The 19,165-nt window shown below is 54.4% G+C and carries 15 protein-coding genes; 6 read left to right on the forward strand and 9 right to left on the reverse strand.

The window, feature by feature from the left end:
* The first annotated feature begins 54 nt into the window (after window positions 1-54).
* The 6 genes from rplK (at window position 55) to rpoC (ending at window position 11,064) form a co-directional block, all read left to right on the forward strand.
* The gene (gene rplK / locus EQV24_RS19390; RefSeq protein WP_008503452.1) at window positions 55-483 is read left to right on the forward strand and encodes a 50S ribosomal protein L11; all 429 of its coding nucleotides are present in this window, start codon (window positions 55-57) and stop codon (window positions 481-483) included.
* 3 nt (window positions 484-486) lie between these two features.
* Window positions 487-1,191, forward strand: a complete 705-nt coding sequence (rplA, locus tag EQV24_RS19395; protein ID WP_013095000.1) for a 50S ribosomal protein L1 — start codon at window positions 487-489, stop codon at window positions 1,189-1,191.
* Between the two features lie 292 nt (window positions 1,192-1,483).
* The gene (gene rplJ, locus EQV24_RS19400; protein WP_013095001.1) at window positions 1,484-1,981 is read left to right on the forward strand and encodes a 50S ribosomal protein L10; all 498 of its coding nucleotides are present in this window, start codon (window positions 1,484-1,486) and stop codon (window positions 1,979-1,981) included.
* A gap of 66 nt (window positions 1,982-2,047) precedes the next feature.
* On the forward strand, window positions 2,048-2,416 hold the full coding sequence (gene rplL / locus EQV24_RS19405; protein ID WP_013095002.1) for a 50S ribosomal protein L7/L12: 369 nt from the start codon (window positions 2,048-2,050) through the stop codon (window positions 2,414-2,416).
* A gap of 319 nt (window positions 2,417-2,735) precedes the next feature.
* The gene (rpoB, locus tag EQV24_RS19410; RefSeq protein ID WP_008503453.1) at window positions 2,736-6,764 is read left to right on the forward strand and encodes a DNA-directed RNA polymerase subunit beta; all 4,029 of its coding nucleotides are present in this window, start codon (window positions 2,736-2,738) and stop codon (window positions 6,762-6,764) included.
* 76 nt (window positions 6,765-6,840) lie between these two features.
* A complete protein-coding gene (rpoC, locus tag EQV24_RS19415; RefSeq protein WP_013095003.1) occupies window positions 6,841-11,064 on the forward strand; it encodes a DNA-directed RNA polymerase subunit beta' in 4,224 nt (1,407 codons plus the stop codon).
* Between the two features lie 57 nt (window positions 11,065-11,121).
* Here the strand turns inward: rpoC and EQV24_RS19420 are convergent, their stop codons facing one another.
* From EQV24_RS19420 to thiC, 9 genes are all read right to left on the reverse strand, one after another.
* Window positions 11,122-11,439 (reverse strand): PTS lactose/cellobiose transporter subunit IIA, encoded by a 318-nt coding sequence (locus EQV24_RS19420; protein ID WP_020684626.1) that lies wholly within the window; start codon window positions 11,437-11,439, stop codon window positions 11,122-11,124.
* Window positions 11,439-11,747, reverse strand: a complete 309-nt coding sequence (locus EQV24_RS19425; protein ID WP_023334100.1) for a PTS sugar transporter subunit IIB — start codon at window positions 11,745-11,747, stop codon at window positions 11,439-11,441. The genes EQV24_RS19420 and EQV24_RS19425 overlap by 1 nt, the downstream gene beginning before the upstream one ends.
* Before the next feature lie 146 nt (window positions 11,748-11,893).
* The gene (locus tag EQV24_RS19430; protein WP_130626944.1) at window positions 11,894-13,435 is read right to left on the reverse strand and encodes a sensor domain-containing diguanylate cyclase; all 1,542 of its coding nucleotides are present in this window, start codon (window positions 13,433-13,435) and stop codon (window positions 11,894-11,896) included.
* Window positions 13,436-13,761: 326 nt separating this feature from the next.
* Window positions 13,762-14,895, reverse strand: a complete 1,134-nt coding sequence (gene thiH, locus EQV24_RS19435; RefSeq protein ID WP_029883060.1) for a 2-iminoacetate synthase ThiH — start codon at window positions 14,893-14,895, stop codon at window positions 13,762-13,764.
* Window positions 14,892-15,662, reverse strand: a complete 771-nt coding sequence (gene thiG, locus EQV24_RS19440; protein WP_038418425.1) for a thiazole synthase — start codon at window positions 15,660-15,662, stop codon at window positions 14,892-14,894. The genes thiH and thiG overlap by 4 nt, the downstream gene beginning before the upstream one ends.
* A 1-nt stretch (window position 15,663) precedes the next feature.
* Complete coding sequence (thiS, locus tag EQV24_RS19445; protein ID WP_013095009.1) at window positions 15,664-15,864, reverse strand: sulfur carrier protein ThiS; 201 nt, start codon at window positions 15,862-15,864, stop codon at window positions 15,664-15,666.
* A complete protein-coding gene (locus EQV24_RS19450) occupies window positions 15,848-16,603 on the reverse strand; it encodes a HesA/MoeB/ThiF family protein (RefSeq protein ID WP_038418427.1) in 756 nt (251 codons plus the stop codon). The genes thiS and EQV24_RS19450 overlap by 17 nt, the downstream gene beginning before the upstream one ends.
* Window positions 16,596-17,231 carry a thiamine phosphate synthase gene (gene thiE / locus EQV24_RS19455; RefSeq protein WP_013095011.1) on the reverse strand — a complete coding sequence of 212 codons (636 nt, stop codon included), beginning with the start codon at window positions 17,229-17,231 and terminating at the stop codon, window positions 16,596-16,598. Before thiE ends, EQV24_RS19450 begins: the two co-directional genes overlap by 8 nt.
* On the reverse strand, window positions 17,231-19,126 hold the full coding sequence (thiC, locus tag EQV24_RS19460; protein WP_020684620.1) for a phosphomethylpyrimidine synthase ThiC: 1,896 nt from the start codon (window positions 19,124-19,126) through the stop codon (window positions 17,231-17,233). Before thiC ends, thiE begins: the two co-directional genes overlap by 1 nt.
* Between the last annotated feature and the right edge of the window lie 39 nt (window positions 19,127-19,165).

Here is a 19,165-nt window from a genome sequence, read left to right on the forward strand (position 1 = left end):
TTTATTCACGGGGAGCCTCGCTGAGGCGCTATCACCCAATCAGAGGATTTTAGAATGGCTAAGAAAGTACAAGCCTACGTCAAGCTGCAGGTTGCAGCTGGTATGGCGAACCCAAGTCCACCAGTTGGTCCAGCTCTGGGTCAGCAGGGTGTGAACATCATGGAATTCTGTAAAGCGTTTAACGCCAAAACTGAATCCCTGGAAAAAGGTCTGCCAATCCCAGTTGTAATCACTGTTTACGCTGACCGTTCTTTCACTTTCGTTACCAAAACCCCTCCTGCAGCAGTTCTGCTGAAGAAAGCGGCTGGTATCAAGTCTGGTTCCGGTAAACCGAACAAAGACAAAGTGGGTAAAATTTCCCGCGCTCAGCTGCAGGAAATCGCGCAGACCAAAGCTGCCGACATGACTGGTGCCGACATTGAAGCGATGACTCGCTCTATCGAAGGTACTGCACGTTCCATGGGCCTGGTAGTGGAGGACTAAGAAATGGCTAAACTGACCAAGCGCATGTCCGTGATCCGTGACAAAGTTGATGCGACCAAACAGTACGACATCAACGAAGCTATCGCTCTGCTGAAAGAACTGGCTACCGCTAAGTTCGTTGAAAGCGTTGACGTTGCTGTTAACCTGGGCATCGATGCTCGTAAATCTGATCAGAACGTTCGTGGTGCAACTGTACTGCCACACGGTACTGGCCGTTCCGTTCGCGTAGCTGTATTTACTCAGGGTGCAAACGCAGAAGCTGCTAAAGCTGCTGGCGCTGAACTGGTAGGTATGGAAGATCTGGCTGACCAGATCAAAAAAGGCGAAATGAACTTTGACGTTGTTATCGCATCTCCAGATGCAATGCGCGTTGTTGGCCAGCTGGGCCAGGTTCTGGGTCCACGCGGCCTGATGCCAAACCCGAAAGTGGGTACTGTAACCCCTAACGTTGCTGAAGCGGTTAAGAACGCTAAAGCAGGTCAGGTTCGTTATCGTAACGACAAAAACGGCATCATCCACACCACCATCGGTAAAGTGGACTTCGACGCTGACAAACTGAAAGAAAACCTGGAAGCTCTGCTGGTTGCGCTGAAAAAAGCAAAACCAACTCAGGCGAAAGGCGTGTACATCAAGAAAGTTAGCATCTCCACCACCATGGGTGCAGGTGTTGCAGTTGACCAGGCTGGCCTGAGCGCTGCTGCAAACTAATGCCTTTACGTGGGCGGTGATTTTGTCTACAATCTTACCCCCACGTTTGCTAACGAAAGTTAGCGGCTAAAAGAATTGTTCGTTGGAGCCTGGCCTAATCCAGGCCTCCGTCGAAGACCGCAGGTGTTTCGCAAGAGACTTAATCCCCTGCGTAGACGGTGACAGAACGCTAAGATTATTTTTGGATATTCTGGCTTGTTTCTGCTCACCGTATTAAGACGCTCTTTCCGTTGGGAAGAGTGAAGTGAGTTCCGGAACATGAGTTCCGGCAAACATCCAGGAGCAAAAGCTAATGGCTTTAAATCTTCAAGACAAACAAGCGATTGTTGCTGAAGTCAGCGAAGTAGCCAAAGGCGCGCTGTCTGCAGTAGTTGCGGATTCCCGTGGCGTAACTGTAGATAAAATGACTGAACTGCGTAAAGCAGGTCGTGAAGCTGGCGTTTACATGCGTGTTGTTCGTAACACCCTGCTGCGCCGTGCTGTTGAAGGTACCTCTTTTGAGTGCCTGAAAGACACGTTTGTTGGTCCGACCCTGATTGCATACTCTATGGAACACCCGGGCGCTGCTGCTCGTCTGTTCAAAGAGTTCGCGAAAGCGAATGCAAAATTTGAGGTCAAAGCCGCTGCCTTTGAAGGTGAGCTGATCCCGGCGTCTCAGATCGACCGCCTGGCAACTCTGCCGACCTACGAAGAAGCAATTGCACGCCTGATGGCAACCATGAAAGAAGCTTCGGCTGGCAAACTGGTTCGTACTCTGGCTGCTGTACGCGATGCGAAAGAAGCTGCTTAATCGCAGTTATCTTTATAAAGCATCTGCTTACGTATAAACTTATTCTGATATTCAGGAACAATTTAAATGTCTATCACTAAAGATCAAATCATTGAAGCAGTATCCGCTATGTCCGTAATGGACGTTGTTGAGCTGATCTCTGCAATGGAAGAAAAATTCGGTGTTTCTGCTGCTGCTGCTGTAGCTGTTGCTGCTGGCCCAGCTGCTGACGCTGCTGAAGAGAAAACTGAATTCGACGTAATTCTGAAAGCTGCTGGCGCGAACAAAGTTGCAGTAATCAAAGCTGTTCGTGGCGCTACCGGTCTGGGTCTGAAAGAAGCTAAAGACCTGGTAGAATCTGCTCCAGCTGCGCTGAAAGAAGGCGTGAGCAAAGACGACGCAGAAGCACTGAAAAAATCTCTGGAAGAAGCTGGCGCTGAAGTTGAAGTTAAATAAGCCAACTTTTCTGGTTGCAGCCTAAGTAATTAGGCTGATGGCTGGTGACTTTTTAGTCACCAGCCTTTTTGCGCTGTAAGGCCTCGGTAGCATTTCACACTGTTTGACTATCGATGTGTCTTTCAATGCTTGTTTCTATCGACGACTTAATATACTGCGACAGGGTGCTCGCTCTGTGTAAATCGCAATGAAATGGTTTAAGCGTGATAGCAACAGGTATTGCGGAAAGTATTCAATTTTCCGGTCCACAAAATGGTGTTGCACAAACTGTCCCTTCGTCGGACAGATGGGTCGACTTGTCAGCGAGCTGAGGAACCCTATGGTTTACTCCTATACCGAGAAAAAACGTATTCGTAAGGATTTTGGTAAACGTCCACAAGTTCTGGACATTCCATATCTCCTTTCTATCCAGCTTGACTCGTTCCAGAAGTTTATCGAGCAAGATCCTGAAGGGCAGTACGGTCTGGAAGCAGCCTTCCGTTCCGTGTTCCCAATTCAGAGCTACAGCGGTAACTCCGAGCTGCAGTACGTCAGCTACCGCCTTGGCGAACCGGTGTTTGACGTTCAGGAATGTCAGATCCGTGGCGTGACCTATTCCGCACCGCTGCGCGTAAAACTGCGTCTGGTGATCTACGAGCGCGAAGCGCCGGAAGGCACTGTTAAAGACATTAAAGAACAAGAAGTCTACATGGGTGAAATTCCACTCATGACAGACAACGGTACTTTCGTTATCAACGGTACTGAGCGTGTTATCGTTTCCCAGCTGCACCGTAGCCCGGGCGTCTTCTTCGACAGCGATAAAGGTAAAACACACTCTTCCGGTAAAGTACTGTATAACGCGCGCATCATTCCTTACCGTGGTTCATGGCTGGACTTCGAGTTCGATCCAAAAGACAACCTGTTTGTCCGTATCGACCGTCGTCGTAAACTGCCTGCAACCATCATTCTGCGCGCACTGAACTATACCACTGAACAGATCCTGGACCTGTTCTTTGAAAAAGTGATCTTTGAAATCCGCGACAACAAGCTGCAGATGGAGCTGGTGCCGGAACGTCTGCGTGGTGAGACCGCGTCGTTCGACATCGAAGCCGACGGCAAAGTGTATGTGGAAAAAGGTCGCCGTATTACCGCGCGCCACATCCGTCAGCTGGAAAAAGATGATATCAAACACATCGAAGTTCCGGTTGAATACATTGCAGGAAAAGTAGCCGCGAAAGATTACGTTGATGAATCAACTGGCGAGCTGATCTGCCCGGCTAACATGGAGCTGAGCCTGGATCTGCTGGCTAAGCTGAGTCAGGCTGGCCACAAACGTATCGAAACGCTGTTCACTAACGATCTGGACCACGGTCCGTACATCTCTGAGACTGTACGCGTCGACCCAACCAACGATCGTCTGAGCGCGCTGGTAGAAATCTACCGCATGATGCGTCCTGGTGAGCCACCAACTCGCGAAGCGGCTGAAAGCCTGTTCGAGAACCTGTTCTTCTCTGAAGACCGCTACGATCTGTCTGCGGTTGGTCGTATGAAGTTCAACCGCTCTCTGCTGCGCGATGAGATCGAAGGTTCCGGTATCCTGAGCAAAGACGACATCATCGAAGTGATGAAGAAGCTCATCGATATCCGTAACGGTAAAGGCGAAGTGGACGATATCGACCACCTCGGCAACCGTCGTATCCGTTCCGTAGGCGAAATGGCGGAAAACCAGTTCCGCGTTGGCCTGGTGCGTGTAGAGCGTGCGGTGAAAGAGCGTCTGTCTCTGGGCGATCTGGATACCCTGATGCCTCAGGATATGATCAACGCCAAGCCGATTTCTGCAGCCGTGAAAGAGTTCTTCGGTTCCAGCCAGCTGTCTCAGTTCATGGACCAGAACAACCCGCTGTCTGAGATCACGCACAAACGTCGTATCTCTGCACTCGGCCCAGGCGGTCTGACCCGTGAACGCGCAGGCTTCGAAGTTCGAGACGTACACCCGACTCACTACGGTCGCGTATGTCCAATCGAAACGCCTGAAGGTCCAAACATCGGTCTGATCAACTCCCTGTCCGTGTACGCACAGACAAACGAATACGGTTTCCTTGAGACCCCGTACCGTAAAGTGACTGACGGTGTTGTTACCGACGAAATTCATTACCTGTCTGCTATTGAAGAAGGCAACTACGTTATCGCTCAGGCGAACTCCAACCTGGATGACGAAGGCCACTTTGTAGAAGATCTGGTTACCTGCCGTAGCAAAGGCGAATCCAGCTTGTTCAGCCGCGACCAGGTTGACTACATGGACGTATCCACCCAGCAGGTGGTATCCGTCGGTGCGTCCCTGATCCCGTTCCTGGAACACGATGACGCCAACCGTGCATTGATGGGTGCGAACATGCAACGTCAGGCCGTTCCAACTCTGCGTGCTGATAAGCCGCTGGTTGGTACCGGTATGGAACGTGCTGTTGCCGTTGACTCCGGTGTTACTGCAGTGGCTAAGCGTGGCGGTACCGTTCAGTACGTTGACGCATCCCGTATCGTTATCAAAGTTAACGAAGACGAGATGTATCCGGGCGAAGCGGGTATCGACATCTACAACTTGACCAAATACACCCGTTCTAACCAGAACACCTGTATCAACCAGATGCCTTGCGTATCTCTGGGTGAGCCAGTTGAGCGCGGCGACGTGCTGGCAGACGGTCCGTCCACCGACCTCGGTGAACTGGCGCTCGGTCAGAACATGCGCGTAGCGTTCATGCCGTGGAACGGTTACAACTTCGAAGACTCCATCCTCGTCTCCGAACGTGTGGTACAGGAAGATCGTTTCACCACCATCCACATTCAGGAACTGGCCTGTGTGTCCCGTGACACCAAGCTGGGGCCAGAAGAGATCACCGCTGACATCCCTAACGTGGGTGAAGCTGCGCTCTCCAAACTGGATGAATCCGGTATCGTTTACATCGGTGCGGAAGTGACCGGCGGCGACATTCTGGTTGGTAAGGTAACGCCGAAAGGTGAAACCCAGCTGACGCCAGAAGAGAAACTGCTGCGTGCAATCTTCGGTGAGAAAGCGTCTGACGTTAAAGACTCTTCTCTGCGCGTACCAAACGGTGTTTCCGGTACGGTTATCGACGTTCAGGTCTTCACCCGTGACGGCGTTGAGAAAGATAAACGTGCGCTGGAAATCGAAGAGATGCAGCTCAAACAGGCTAAGAAAGACCTGTCTGAAGAACTGCAGATCCTCGAAGCGGGTCTGTTCAGCCGTATCTACGCGGTGCTGGTTGCCGGTGGCGTTGAAGCTGAGAAGCTCGACAAACTGCCACGCGATCGCTGGCTGGAACTGGGCCTGACCGACGAAGAGAAACAAAATCAGCTGGAACAGCTGGCTGAGCAGTATGACGAACTGAAACACGAGTTCGAGAAAAAACTCGAAGCGAAACGCCGCAAAATCACTCAGGGCGACGATCTGGCACCAGGCGTGCTGAAGATTGTTAAGGTGTATCTGGCTGTTAAACGTCAGATCCAGCCTGGTGATAAGATGGCAGGTCGTCACGGTAACAAGGGTGTTATCTCTAAGATCAACCCGATCGAAGATATGCCGCACGATGCTAACGGTACGCCGGTAGATATCGTACTGAACCCACTGGGCGTACCGTCTCGTATGAACATCGGTCAGATTCTGGAAACCCACCTGGGTATGGCTGCGAAAGGTATCGGCGACAAGATTAACGCCATGCTGAAACAGCAGCAGGAAGTCGCGAAACTGCGCGAATTCATCCAGCGTGCCTACGATCTGGGCACCGATGTGCGTCAGAAAGTCGACCTGAACACCTTCAGCGATGAAGAAGTGCTGCGTCTGGCAGAGAACCTGCGCAAAGGTATGCCAATTGCAACGCCGGTATTCGACGGTGCAAAAGAAGCTGAAATTAAAGAGCTGCTGCAACTGGGTGGTCTGCCAACGTCTGGTCAGATTACGCTGTTTGACGGCCGTACCGGTGAACAGTTCGAGCGTCCGGTAACCGTAGGTTACATGTACATGCTGAAACTGAACCACCTGGTCGACGACAAAATGCACGCTCGTTCTACCGGTTCTTACAGCCTGGTTACTCAGCAGCCGCTGGGTGGTAAGGCACAGTTCGGTGGTCAGCGCTTCGGGGAGATGGAAGTGTGGGCGCTGGAAGCATACGGCGCAGCATACACCCTGCAGGAAATGCTCACCGTTAAGTCTGATGACGTGAACGGTCGTACCAAGATGTATAAGAACATCGTGGACGGCAACCATCAGATGGAACCGGGCATGCCAGAGTCCTTCAACGTACTGTTGAAAGAGATTCGTTCGCTGGGTATCAACATCGAACTGGAAGACGAGTAATTCTCGCTCAAACAGGTCACTGCTGTCGGGTTAACGCCCGACAGCAGAGTGTGCTAACTCCGACGGGAGCAAATCCGTGAAAGACTTATTAAAGTTTCTGAAAGCGCAAACTAAAACCGAAGAGTTTGATGCGATCAAAATTGCTCTGGCTTCGCCAGACATGATCCGTTCATGGTCTTTCGGTGAAGTTAAAAAGCCGGAAACCATCAACTACCGTACGTTCAAACCTGAGCGTGACGGCCTTTTCTGTGCACGTATTTTCGGGCCAGTAAAAGATTACGAGTGCCTGTGCGGTAAGTACAAGCGCCTGAAACACCGTGGTGTGATCTGTGAGAAGTGCGGCGTTGAAGTGACCCAGACCAAAGTGCGCCGTGAGCGCATGGGCCACATCGAGCTGGCGTCTCCGACTGCTCACATCTGGTTCCTGAAATCTCTGCCGTCCCGTATCGGCCTGCTGCTGGATATGCCGCTGCGCGATATCGAACGTGTTCTGTACTTCGAATCTTATGTGGTTATCGAAGGCGGGATGACGAACCTGGAACGTCACCAGATCCTGACTGAAGAGCAGTATCTGGACGCGCTGGAAGAGTTCGGTGACGAATTCGATGCGAAGATGGGTGCGGAAGCTATTCAGGCCCTGCTGAAGAGCATGGATCTGGAGCAAGAGTGCGAGCAGCTGCGTGAAGAGCTGAACGAAACCAACTCCGAAACCAAGCGTAAAAAGCTGACCAAGCGTATCAAACTGCTGGAAGCGTTCGTTCAGTCTGGTAACAAGCCAGAGTGGATGATCCTGACCGTTCTGCCGGTTCTGCCGCCAGATCTGCGTCCGCTGGTTCCGCTGGATGGTGGTCGTTTCGCAACGTCCGATCTGAACGATCTGTATCGTCGCGTGATCAACCGTAACAACCGTCTGAAACGTCTGCTGGATCTGGCTGCGCCGGACATTATCGTACGCAACGAAAAACGTATGCTGCAGGAAGCGGTAGATGCCCTGCTGGATAACGGTCGTCGCGGTCGTGCGATCACCGGTTCTAACAAACGTCCTCTGAAATCTTTGGCCGACATGATCAAAGGTAAACAGGGTCGTTTCCGTCAGAACCTGCTCGGTAAGCGTGTTGACTACTCCGGTCGTTCTGTAATCACCGTAGGTCCATACCTGCGTCTGCATCAGTGCGGTCTGCCGAAGAAAATGGCACTGGAGCTGTTCAAACCATTCATCTACGGCAAACTGGAACTGCGAGGACTCGCCACCACCATCAAAGCCGCTAAGAAAATGGTTGAGCGTGAAGAAGCTGTCGTTTGGGATATCCTGGACGAAGTGATCCGCGAACACCCGGTACTGCTGAACCGTGCACCAACTCTGCACCGTCTGGGTATCCAGGCATTTGAGCCAGTCCTGATCGAAGGTAAAGCTATTCAGCTGCACCCACTGGTTTGTGCGGCGTATAACGCCGACTTCGATGGTGACCAGATGGCTGTTCACGTACCGCTGACGCTGGAAGCCCAGCTCGAAGCGCGTGCGCTGATGATGTCTACCAACAACATCCTGTCTCCAGCGAACGGCGAGCCAATCATCGTTCCTTCTCAGGACGTTGTATTGGGTCTGTACTACATGACCCGTGACTGTGTTAACGCTAAAGGCGAAGGCATGGTGCTGACTGGCCCGAAAGAAGCTGAGCGTATTTATCGCGCTGGCCTGGCCTCTCTGCATGCGCGCGTTAAAGTGCGTATCACTGAATACGAAAAAGATGCTAACGGCGAATTCGTTGCGAAAACCAGCCTGAAAGACACGACTATCGGCCGTGCCATTCTGTGGATGATCGTACCGAAAGGTCTGCCTTTCTCCATCGTCAACCAGGCGCTGGGTAAGAAAGCGATCTCCAAAATGCTGAACACCTGTTACCGCATTCTGGGTCTGAAGCCGACTGTTATCTTCGCTGACCAGACAATGTACACCGGCTTTGCTTATGCAGCGCGTTCAGGTGCATCTGTTGGTATCGATGACATGGTCATCCCAGAGAAGAAACACGAGATCATCTCTGAAGCAGAAGCTGAAGTTGCGGAAATCCAGGAGCAGTTCCAGTCTGGTCTGGTAACCGCGGGCGAACGCTACAACAAAGTTATCGATATCTGGGCTGCGGCGAACGATCGTGTATCCAAAGCGATGATGGATAACCTGCAAACCGAAACCGTGATTAACCGTGACGGCGTAGAAGAGCAGCAGGTTTCCTTCAACAGCATTTACATGATGGCCGACTCCGGTGCACGTGGTTCTGCAGCACAGATTCGTCAGCTGGCAGGTATGCGTGGTCTGATGGCGAAGCCAGATGGCTCCATCATCGAAACGCCAATCACCGCGAACTTCCGTGAAGGTCTGAACGTACTCCAGTACTTCATCTCCACGCACGGTGCGCGTAAAGGTCTGGCGGATACCGCACTGAAAACAGCGAACTCCGGTTATCTGACGCGTCGTCTGGTTGACGTTGCGCAGGATCTGGTGGTGACCGAAGACGATTGTGGCACCCTTGAAGGTATCACCATGACTCCGGTTATCGAGGGTGGTGATGTTAAAGAGCCACTGCGCGATCGCGTACTGGGTCGTGTTACCGCGGAAGACATTCTGAAGCCGGGTACCGCAGACATTCTGGTTCCACGCAACACGCTGCTGCACGAACAGTGGTGTGACCTGCTGGAAGCGAACTCTGTTGACTCCGTGAAAGTGCGTTCCGTTGTATCCTGTGACACCGACTTTGGTGTATGTGCGCACTGCTACGGTCGTGACCTGGCACGTGGCCACATCATCAACAAAGGTGAAGCCATCGGCGTTATCGCGGCACAGTCCATCGGTGAGCCGGGTACACAGCTGACGATGCGTACGTTCCACATCGGTGGTGCGGCATCTCGTGCGGCTGCTGAATCCAGCATCCAGGTGAAAAACAAAGGTAGCATCAAGCTCAGCAACGCGAAATCGGTTGTGAACTCCAGCGGTAAACTGGTTATCACTTCTCGTAACACCGAACTGAAGCTGATCGACGAATTCGGTCGTACCAAAGAGAGCTATAAAGTGCCTTACGGTGCTGTTATGGCGAAAGGTGATGGCGAGCAGGTTGCCGGCGGTGAAACCGTTGCAAACTGGGATCCACACACCATGCCAGTTATCACCGAAGTGAGTGGTTTCATCCGCTTCACTGACATGATCGACGGCCAGACCATTACTCGTCAGACTGACGAGCTGACCGGTCTGTCTTCTCTGGTAGTTCTGGATTCTGCTGAACGTACTACCGGCGGTAAAGATCTGCGTCCTGCACTGAAAATCGTTGATGCTCAGGGTAACGACGTTCTGATCCCTGGTACCGATATGCCTGCGCAGTACTTCCTGCCTGGTAAAGCGATTGTACAGCTGGAAGATGGCGTACAGATCAGCTCTGGTGACACCCTGGCGCGTATTCCTCAGGAATCCGGCGGTACCAAGGACATCACCGGTGGTCTGCCACGCGTTGCGGACCTGTTCGAAGCACGTCGTCCGAAAGAGCCGGCAATCCTGGCTGAAATCAGCGGTATCATCTCCTTCGGTAAAGAGACCAAAGGTAAACGCCGTCTGGTTATCACCCCGGTAGATGGCAGCGAGCCGTACGAAGAGATGATTCCTAAGTGGCGTCAGCTCAACGTGTTCGAAGGTGAACGCGTAGAACGTGGTGACGTGGTTTCCGACGGTCCAGAAGCGCCGCACGACATCCTGCGTCTGCGTGGTGTGCATGCTGTTACGCGTTACATTGTTAACGAAGTACAGGACGTATACCGTCTGCAGGGCGTTAAGATTAACGATAAACACATCGAAGTTATCGTTCGTCAGATGCTGCGTAAAGCGACCATCGAGAACGCGGGCAGCTCCGAGTTCCTGGAAGGCGAGCAGGTTGAGTACTCACGCGTCAAGATCGCTAACCGCGAACTGGAAGCGAACGGCAAAATCGGTGCGACCTTCTCGCGCGATCTGCTGGGTATCACCAAAGCGTCTCTGGCAACCGAGTCCTTCATCTCTGCAGCATCGTTCCAGGAAACCACTCGTGTCCTGACCGAAGCCGCTGTTGCAGGTAAACGTGATGAACTGCGCGGTCTGAAAGAGAACGTTATCGTGGGTCGTCTGATCCCGGCGGGTACCGGTTATGCGTACCATCAGGATCGTATGCGTCGTCGTGCTGCAGGCGAACTGCCAGCTGCACCGCAGGTGACTGCTGAAGATGCATCCGCGAGCCTGGCAGAGCTGCTGAACGCAGGTCTGGGCGGTTCCGACAACGAGTAATCGTTGATGCCGTAAATAAAAAACCCGCCTCGGCGGGTTTTTTTACAGCTGTAGCTTTTAATTCAGCAACGGTATGCGTCGATAAAGCTCAATCATATCGCCCGCCAGATCCTGGATCACCATCGCGTTCATCAGGTGATCCTGAGAGTGAACGGTAATCAGGTTAACCGGAAGCTTCCCGGTGCCTTCATCAAGACCAATAAGCTGTGTCTGGATGGTGTGCGCATGCTTCACATACTCGCGCGACTCTTCCATCGCCTTTTCGGCCCCGTCAAAGTCACCTTTACGCGCCATCTGTAATGCCGTCAGGGCAGCACTGCGCGCCGCACCCGCGTTGACCAGCAGTTCCATGATTGTCGTTTCTAAGTCTTCCATTATGACTCCAGCAGTTTGAGCGCTTTTTCCAGTACGGCATCACCTTTCATCATGCCGTAATCCATCATGTCGATCACCGCGACCTTTTTACCCAGCGGCTCGGCCTGGGCCTGAAGTTTCGCCTGCTCGTATTTAACCTGTGGCCCCAGTAATACGATGTCGGCCGTCGCGATGTTGTCTTTAAATTCCGCGACCGGAACGGCTTTAATGGTGACTTCAACCCCTTTTTTCTGCGCGGCGTCTTTCATACGTTGAACCAGCATGCTCGTTGACATTCCCGCTGCACAGCATAAAACGATGTTCTTCATAATCAGCCTCGATCTACATGTGTTTATTGATAATTATCCCGTGCAGACTGCTTCAACAACCGCTTTACGGTGATTGTGTGTCAGGCATCACAAAGAAATCGGCATTTTTCTGAAACCGGTTACAATTTTGCGCCGGGCAGCGAAAATCAGCCGACAGACGTTCGAATAATGCGGTTTTTTCCCTGTTGTTTCGCGCTGTAGAGGGCGTTATCTACGCTCCCCACCAGCTCCTCCAGCGGTTCGAAATGCCATTCCCCCAGACCGGCACTGAACGTTACCCGCAGGTTTTCTTCCCGCCAGACGCGTTTTTCAACGGCGGTTCGCCACGCGTCCAGTAACGAGAATGCGCTAGCGATCTGGTCAGCCTGGAAAATCACTGCGAACTCTTCTCCACCGTAGCGGTAAACCGAGACGTTATGCGGCTGCATTATCAGGATCCCTTCACGCGCCACGTTACGCAGGACAATATCACCGCTCAGGTGACCCCAGGTGTCGTTAATCGATTTAAAGTTGTCGATGTCAATCAGCGCCAGGGCGAAAGGCTGGTGGGCACTGAGTAGCTCATCCACATCGCTATCAAATGCCCGGCGGTTTTTGCAGCCGGTGAGTGCATCATGGGTGGCCTGGCGCACATAGGCCATCTCACGCGCTTTGTTGGACTGGATAGTATGGCTAAGCATCGCTTCCAGACGCGGAGCCTGGTTGACGTCGCCGGTTTTGATGGCGTTGATAATCGTCATCAGCACGGTACGCGACTCATGGCGCAGGTACAGACCGAAGAGGATGATAATGATGGCCGCCAGCGCAAAACCCCAGCCGACGATAGTGGTCTCATGGCGGGTAATGTCGGTGAGTGTTGCGCCCGAAACCCGGTAGATGACAAACCAGTCCGGGTTGGTGAAGGAGTAGTAGTAATACCAGGCTTTGGTTTTCTTATCATACAGATGGCCTTCGCCGCTGGTCATTTTGTCCATCAGCGCTTCGCTCACGTACTGCTTGAAGAGTGCGCCCGGATCAGGGTGAAGCACCACGGCACCGTCGCGTTCGACAACAAAGAATTCCCCTTGTACAGGCGCTACCATCTGACGAAGGGTAAACCCCATGGAGGTCAAATCGAGATGAAATGCTATTGTACCCTTGAGCCGTCCTTCCGGCGAAATCAACGGCTTATAAAGAGTGACCGTGGGATGCCCGGTAAAATAGTCCATGTAGGGGCGGGTATAGTGGCTGAAGATGCTGGCTTCCGCCTGGGCGATGAACCATGGACGCGTCCGGGGATCGAAGGTTTTGCTCTTTTCCGTGGGAAGTACCTCCGGCGCGCGCAGATAACGGCCCTGGGTGTCTGTCAGAGAAATGGAAGAGACGGTCGGCATCAGGTTCTGTAGATGCATCAACATCTGTAGCCCCTGAGACGGATTGACGTTCAGCATCTCGTTCAGCGTGTCGTTGCGTGCAAAATAGAGCGCCGAACGCCCAAGGATATAGTCGTTTTCACGCAGGATAGATTCGGTGTAGTTCACCGCCAGGTTGTGGGTGAAGTTACCATTAATCTTATGATAATCCTCAAGAAAATCTTTTTGTTGTGAAAGGGTAACCACGACCGCGATCAGCGCAAAACTGCACAGGATCCCAGCAAAGCTGAGCATAATGGGTCGGGTAAAAGAGAGCTTTCTGCTGTGAAGTGCCATGAGTTGTACATCAATCCTGATGGTGAGTTTTTTCGTCTGCCGATATCCTCTCAGCATAGTCGCTGTCCTGCGGTTAGCTGTGAATTATACGGAACACAGTTTCAGATGAGATGATTTATCTTAAGAACCATTAAGAAAATACTCATTCACTGGCGGGCGGCGTGTGCAATGAATCAGAGGCAGGGCGAAACGAGGAAGAAGCTTTTCGCCCTGGTCAGCTTCCGTTGCTGACGGCATGACAATAAAAAACCGGACGATAGATGACAATCGTCCGGTTGTGACTCTCCAGAGCGCCTCGACAATTTTTTAACGGCTTGCAGTGCGTTTCAACGCATTTGCGAGGCTCTTCCCAGCCAACTATCCCAGTCTTTCCAGACTGGTTGTAACCCCTGCGCGGTCAGGGCGGCGGCAACCGCTTCTGGCCGTCGACCATCATGTGGCGCGAATTGTTCCAGCTCCGGATGGTCATCGGCGTAGCCCCCTGGCTGCGTTTTGGAGAACGCACTGACGTTGTTAATCGCAAGCGGGATCACGCGGTCACGAAACGCAGGAGATTCACGCGTCGAGAGGGATAATTCAACCTCCGGGGCAAGCAGGCGAAACGCACAGATGGCCTGGACCAGCTGACGTTCGTCCATCACCGAGGCGGGTTCAACACCTCCCGTACACGGTCGCAAGCGTGGGAAAGAGATGGAGTAACGGCTTTGCCAGTAGTGCTGCTGCAACCATAGCAGGTGTTCCGCTACCATGTAGCAATCCACTCGCCAGCTATCTGACAGCCCAATCAGCGCGCCCAGACCGATTTTGTCGATCCCGGCCCGGCCCAGCCTGTCCGGGGTCTCCAGCCGGAAGAAGAAATCCTGTTTCTTTCCCTTCAGGTGATGCCGGGCATACGTCGCCTCGTGGTAGGTTTCCTGATACACCATCACTCCGTCCAGCCCGAGGGTTTTAAGCTCCGCGTATTCCTCCTGCGACAGGGGTTGAACCTCCATCTGTAGCGACGCGAACTGACGGCGAATGGCCGGAAGGTGCTGTCGAAAATAGTCCATCCCGACTTTGCTCTGATGTTCACCCGTGACCAGCAGGAGATGCTCAAAACCCATTTCACGGATGGCGGCACACTCACGGGCGATTTCGCTCTCATCGAGTGTTTTCCGCTTGATGCGGTTGCTCATGGAGAAGCCGCAGTAGGTGCAGTCATTCGCGCACAGGTTAGAGAGGTAGAGCGGTACGTAAAAGCTCACCGTGTTGCCAAAACGCTGGCGGGTGAGCCTCTGAGCGCGCTGGGCCATCGGCTCAAGAAAGGTGCTCGCCGCCGGAGAGAGCAGGGCCATCATATCGTCGCGGGACAGGTGACGGGCTTGTAAGGCGCGCTCTACATCAGCCTGCGTTTTACTGTTGATACGCAGGGCAATATCGTCCCAGTTAAGCTGCCGCCAGCGGTCGGTAAAGGTGGTCATGAGAGCGCCTCCAGAAACCCGGTCAACGGGCTGGTGGCCTGTGCCTGAAAACTGCGCATTCCCGGGCCAGACTCTCGTGCCAGCAAGCCAGCCTCCACGGCCATGCGGAACGCACGGGCCATCCTGATGGGGTCGTCGGCGACCGCAATGGCCGTGTTCACCAGCACGGCACTTGCTCCCATCTCCAGCGCCTGGGCGGCATGGCTGGGCACGCCAATGCCTGCATCCACCACCACCGGCACGGTGGCTTGCTCAATGATGATCTCCAGCATGGCGCGGGTCTCCAGTCCCTGATTAGAACCAATCGGGGCACCCAGCGGCATGACGGCAGCGCAGCCGACCTCTTCCAGCCGTTTACACAGCACGGGATCGGCCCCGCAGTAGGGCAGAACGGTAAAGCCTTGCTGCACCAGCTTTTCGGCCGCTTTTAACGTTTCGATGGGGTCGGGCAACAGCCAGCGCGCATCCGGATGTATTTCCAGTTTCAGCCAGTGGGTACCCAGCGCTTCACGGGCCAGCTGAGCCGCAAAAATCGCTTCTTCAGCCGTTTTCGCACCGGAGGTATTGGGCAGCAGGGTAACGTCAGCATCCAGCAACGGTGCCAGAATGGCGTCGCTGTGATGGCGCAGATCGACGCGCTTGAGCGCCAGCGTCACCAGCTGGCTGCCGCTTTCACGGATGGCATCCACCATCAGCTGCGGCGAGGCGAATTTTCCGGTCCCGGTAAACAGATGTGAATCAAAGACTTTATCAGCAATACGTAACATCTCAGCCCCCGGCGATAACCTGAAACAGCAGGATCTGGTCGCCTTCGCTCACCTGCTGATGTTCCCACTGCTCACGCGGCAGGATCTGTTGATTAAGCGCCAGCGCCGTTCCCGGCTTGAGCTGGCGCAGCTTCTCGAGTAGCGCGGCAACGGTGAGACCGTCATCGCATTTCATCGGCTCATCATTAAACAGAATGCGCATTGCAGCCTCCGCACACCGGACAGTGGCTGGCGCGGTGCAGTGCCAGATGACGCCAGCCGCTGGAGCGGGCATCAAACAGCCGCAGCGTATTGCGCTCTGTTTCCATACCGCTGAGCAATTTAATGGCTTCCAGCGCCTGCAGGGTCCCCATCACGCCTACCACCGGGCCCAGTATGCCCGCGGTGCGGCAGTTGCGCTCCGGCTCGGCATCATCCGGCCACAGGCAGCGATAACAGCCCTGCGCCCAGGGCGGGGTCAGCACCATCATCTGCCCGCCGAAACCGACCGCACTGGCGGTGATAAGCGGCGTATTCTGTGCCACGCAGGCGGCGTTAATGGCCTGGCGGGTCGCCATATTGTCGGTGCAGTCCAGCACCGCATCAGCAAGGGCGACTTCGCGCTGCAGAGTGTCGCCGTGGAGTCGCTCCTGGTGCGCGATGAGCGTGATGTCCGGGTTCAACTGCTTCAGCCTTTTGCGGGTGATTTGCGCTTTGGGCTGGTTAACATCCTCCGTGGTGAAGAGGATTTGTCGCTGCAGGTTACTGATATGTACCTCGTCGTCATCGGCCAGAACCAGCGTGCCCACGCCCGCGCCTGCCAGATAGAGCGCGGCAGGAGCGCCTAATCCGCCCAGACCAACAATCAGGACCCGGCTGGCGAGCAGCTTTTGCTGCCCGTCAATGGCAATATCCTCCAGCAGGATCTGGCGGCTGTAGCGCATAAAATCACGATCATTCATCGCCTGCTCCTGCCAGCTTTAACAGCTGTGCGGTGGCGGCCTGCCAGTCTGCCGCCTGGGTAATGGCGCTGACGACAGCGATACTGCCGACACCGGTATCCAGCACGGCAGGAGCGCGTTCCAGGCTGATCCCACCGATCGCGACGGTAGGGTAATCGGCAAGGCGTTTAACGTGCGCCGCCAGCTGCGTCAGCCCCTGTGGGGCAGAGGGCATCTGTTTGGTCTGCGTCGGAAAAACATGGCCAAGTGCGATGTACGAAGGGCGAGCCGCCAGCGCCACGTCGATCTCCATGTCGTCGTGTGTTGACACCCCCAGTCTTAATCCAGCGTCCCGGATAGCGCTCAGGTCCGTTGTTTCCAGGTCCTCCTGACCCAGATGCACACCGTACGCCTGGTGCTTAACGGCCAGTCGCCAGTAGTCGTTGATAAACAGGCGCGCGTCGTAGCGACGCCCCAGCGCGATGGCGGCGACCACATCGGCCTCCACCTCGTCATCACGTTTATCCTTAATGCGCAGCTGGATTGTGCGAACGCCGCACGCCAGCAGGCGTTCGATCCACGCTACGCTGTCCACCACCGGATAGAGCCCTAAACGGAAGGGAACGCAAGGGAAATCAGGCTGATACATTACGCCTCCTCTTTTTTGAGGTAGATTTCGCCGCCCTTCGCGCGGAAGGTTTCTGACATATCCGCCATACCCACTTCAATGGTTTGCGCGGCGGCGTAGTCACGGACTTCCTGGCTGATTTTCATCGAGCAGAATTTTGGCCCGCACATGGAGCAGAAATGCGCCACTTTGCCCGACTCCTGCGGCAGGGTTTCATCGTGATACGCGCGGGCAGTGAAAGGATCGAGCGCCAGGTTGAACTGGTCTTCCCAGCGGAATTCAAAGCGCGCCTTCGACATGGCGTTGTCGCGGATTTGCGCGCCGGGGTGGCCTTTGGCCAGGTCCGCGGCGTGGGCGGCGATTTTGTAGGTGATCAGCCCCTGCTTCACATCTTCTTTGTTGGGCAGGCCGAGGTGCTCTTTCGGCGTCACATAGCAGAGCATGGCGCAGCCGAACCAGCCGATCATCGCCGCACCAATCCCGGAGGTGAAGTGGTCATAGCCCGGAGCGATATCCGTGGTCAACGGCCCCAGGGTATAGAACGGCGCTTCGTGGCAGTGCTCCAGCTCTTCGGTCATGTTGCGGCGGATCATCTGCATTGGCACGTGTCCCGGGCCTTCAATCATCACCTGCACGTCATACTCCCAGGCGATTTTGGTCAGCTCACCCAGGGTATGCAGTTCGGCAAACTGCGCTTCGTCGTTGGCATCACGAATGGAGCCCGGACGCAGGCCGTCGCCCAGCGACAGGGAGACATCGTACGCGGCACAGATTTCACAGATCTCGCGGAAGTGTTCGTAGAGGAAGTTTTCTTTATGGTGCGACAGGCACCATTTGGCCATGATAGAGCCGCCGCGCGAGACAATACCGGTCAGACGCTTCGCCGTCATCGGCACGTAGCGCAGCAGCACGCCCGCGTGAATGGTGAAGTAGTCGACTCCCTGTTCAGCCTGCTCCAGCAGCGTGTCGCGGAAGGCTTCCCAGGTGAGGTCTTCGGCAATACCGTTCACCTTCTCCAGTGCCTGATAAACGGGCACCGTTCCGATAGGCACCGGGCTATTGCGCAGGATCCACTCGCGGGTTTCGTGGATGTAACGCCCTGTGGAGAGGTCCATCACCGTGTCCGCGCCCCAGCGTGTCGACCAGACCAGTTTTTCCACCTCTTCTTCAATGGAGGAGGTCACGGCTGAGTTGCCGATATTGGCGTTGACCTTCACCAGGAAGTTGCGGCCAATGATCATTGGTTCAGATTCCGGGTGATTGATGTTGGCAGGGATAATCGCGCGGCCAGCGGCCACTTCATCACGCACAAACTCCGGCGTGATGTTTTCCGGCAGACGTGCCCCGAAGCCTTCTCCCGGATGCTGGTGGCGTAACACCTCGCTGCGGATACGCTCGCGACCCATGTTTTCACGAATGGCGATAAACTCCATCTCCGGCGTGACGATGCCCTGGCGGGCATAGTGCAGCTGGGTAACGCATTTACCTGCTTTCGCGCGTTTCGGCGTCAGCAACCCGGTGAAGCGCAGCTCATCAAGACCATCGTCGGCCAGACGCGCTTTGGTGTACGCCGAGCTGCGGTCAGAGAGCTCTTCGCAGTCGTTACGCGCGTCAATCCACGGCTGGCGCAATTTCGCCAGACCCTGCTGAACGTTAATGGCAACCGCAGGATCGCCGTACGGACCGGAAGTGTCATACACCGGAACGGCTTCGTTATCTTCATACTGCGGGTGCGCTTTGCTGCCACCGATAAGGGTCGGGCTAAGCTGGATTTCACGCATTGGCACGCGGATATCCGCCTGTGAACCGGTGATGTAAATGCGTTTTGAGTTCGGGAAAGCGGTGCCTTCCAGAGTGTCGATGAAGTGTTGGGCTTGTGCGCGCTGTTCGCGGCGGGTCAGTTTTGTTGTAGACATAGCTCATTCCAAAAGTGAAGGACATGGCTTGTCAGACGA

The sequence above is a fragment of the Enterobacter sp. A8 genome (genome assembly GCF_004296595.1).
Taxonomy (GTDB): Bacteria; Pseudomonadota; Gammaproteobacteria; order Enterobacterales; family Enterobacteriaceae; genus Enterobacter; species Enterobacter cloacae.

What these genes read in the sequence shown, in the direction of transcription:
- rplK (WP_008503452.1), top strand. Translation starts at nt 55, where the DNA reads ATGGCTAAGAAAGTACAAGCCTACGTCAAGCTGCAGGTTGCAGCTGGT.
- rplA (WP_013095000.1), top strand. Translation starts at nt 487, where the DNA reads ATGGCTAAACTGACCAAGCGCATGTCCGTGATCCGTGACAAAGTTGAT.
- rplJ (WP_013095001.1), top strand. Translation starts at nt 1,484, where the DNA reads ATGGCTTTAAATCTTCAAGACAAACAAGCGATTGTTGCTGAAGTCAGC.
- rplL (WP_013095002.1), top strand. Translation starts at nt 2,048, where the DNA reads ATGTCTATCACTAAAGATCAAATCATTGAAGCAGTATCCGCTATGTCC.
- rpoB (WP_008503453.1), top strand. Translation starts at nt 2,736, where the DNA reads ATGGTTTACTCCTATACCGAGAAAAAACGTATTCGTAAGGATTTTGGT.
- EQV24_RS19420 (WP_020684626.1), bottom strand. Translation starts at nt 11,439, where the DNA reads ATGGAAGACTTAGAAACGACAATCATGGAACTGCTGGTCAACGCGGGT.
- EQV24_RS19425 (WP_023334100.1), bottom strand. Translation starts at nt 11,747, where the DNA reads ATGAAGAACATCGTTTTATGCTGTGCAGCGGGAATGTCAACGAGCATG.
- EQV24_RS19430 (WP_130626944.1), bottom strand. Translation starts at nt 13,435, where the DNA reads ATGGCACTTCACAGCAGAAAGCTCTCTTTTACCCGACCCATTATGCTC.
- thiH (WP_029883060.1), bottom strand. Translation starts at nt 14,895, where the DNA reads ATGACCACCTTTACCGACCGCTGGCGGCAGCTTAACTGGGACGATATT.
- thiG (WP_038418425.1), bottom strand. Translation starts at nt 15,662, where the DNA reads ATGTTACGTATTGCTGATAAAGTCTTTGATTCACATCTGTTTACCGGG.
- thiS (WP_013095009.1), bottom strand. Translation starts at nt 15,864, where the DNA reads ATGCGCATTCTGTTTAATGATGAGCCGATGAAATGCGATGACGGTCTC.
- EQV24_RS19450 (WP_038418427.1), bottom strand. Translation starts at nt 16,603, where the DNA reads ATGAATGATCGTGATTTTATGCGCTACAGCCGCCAGATCCTGCTGGAG.
- thiE (WP_013095011.1), bottom strand. Translation starts at nt 17,231, where the DNA reads ATGTATCAGCCTGATTTCCCTTGCGTTCCCTTCCGTTTAGGGCTCTAT.
- thiC (WP_020684620.1), bottom strand. Translation starts at nt 19,126, where the DNA reads ATGTCTACAACAAAACTGACCCGCCGCGAACAGCGCGCACAAGCCCAA.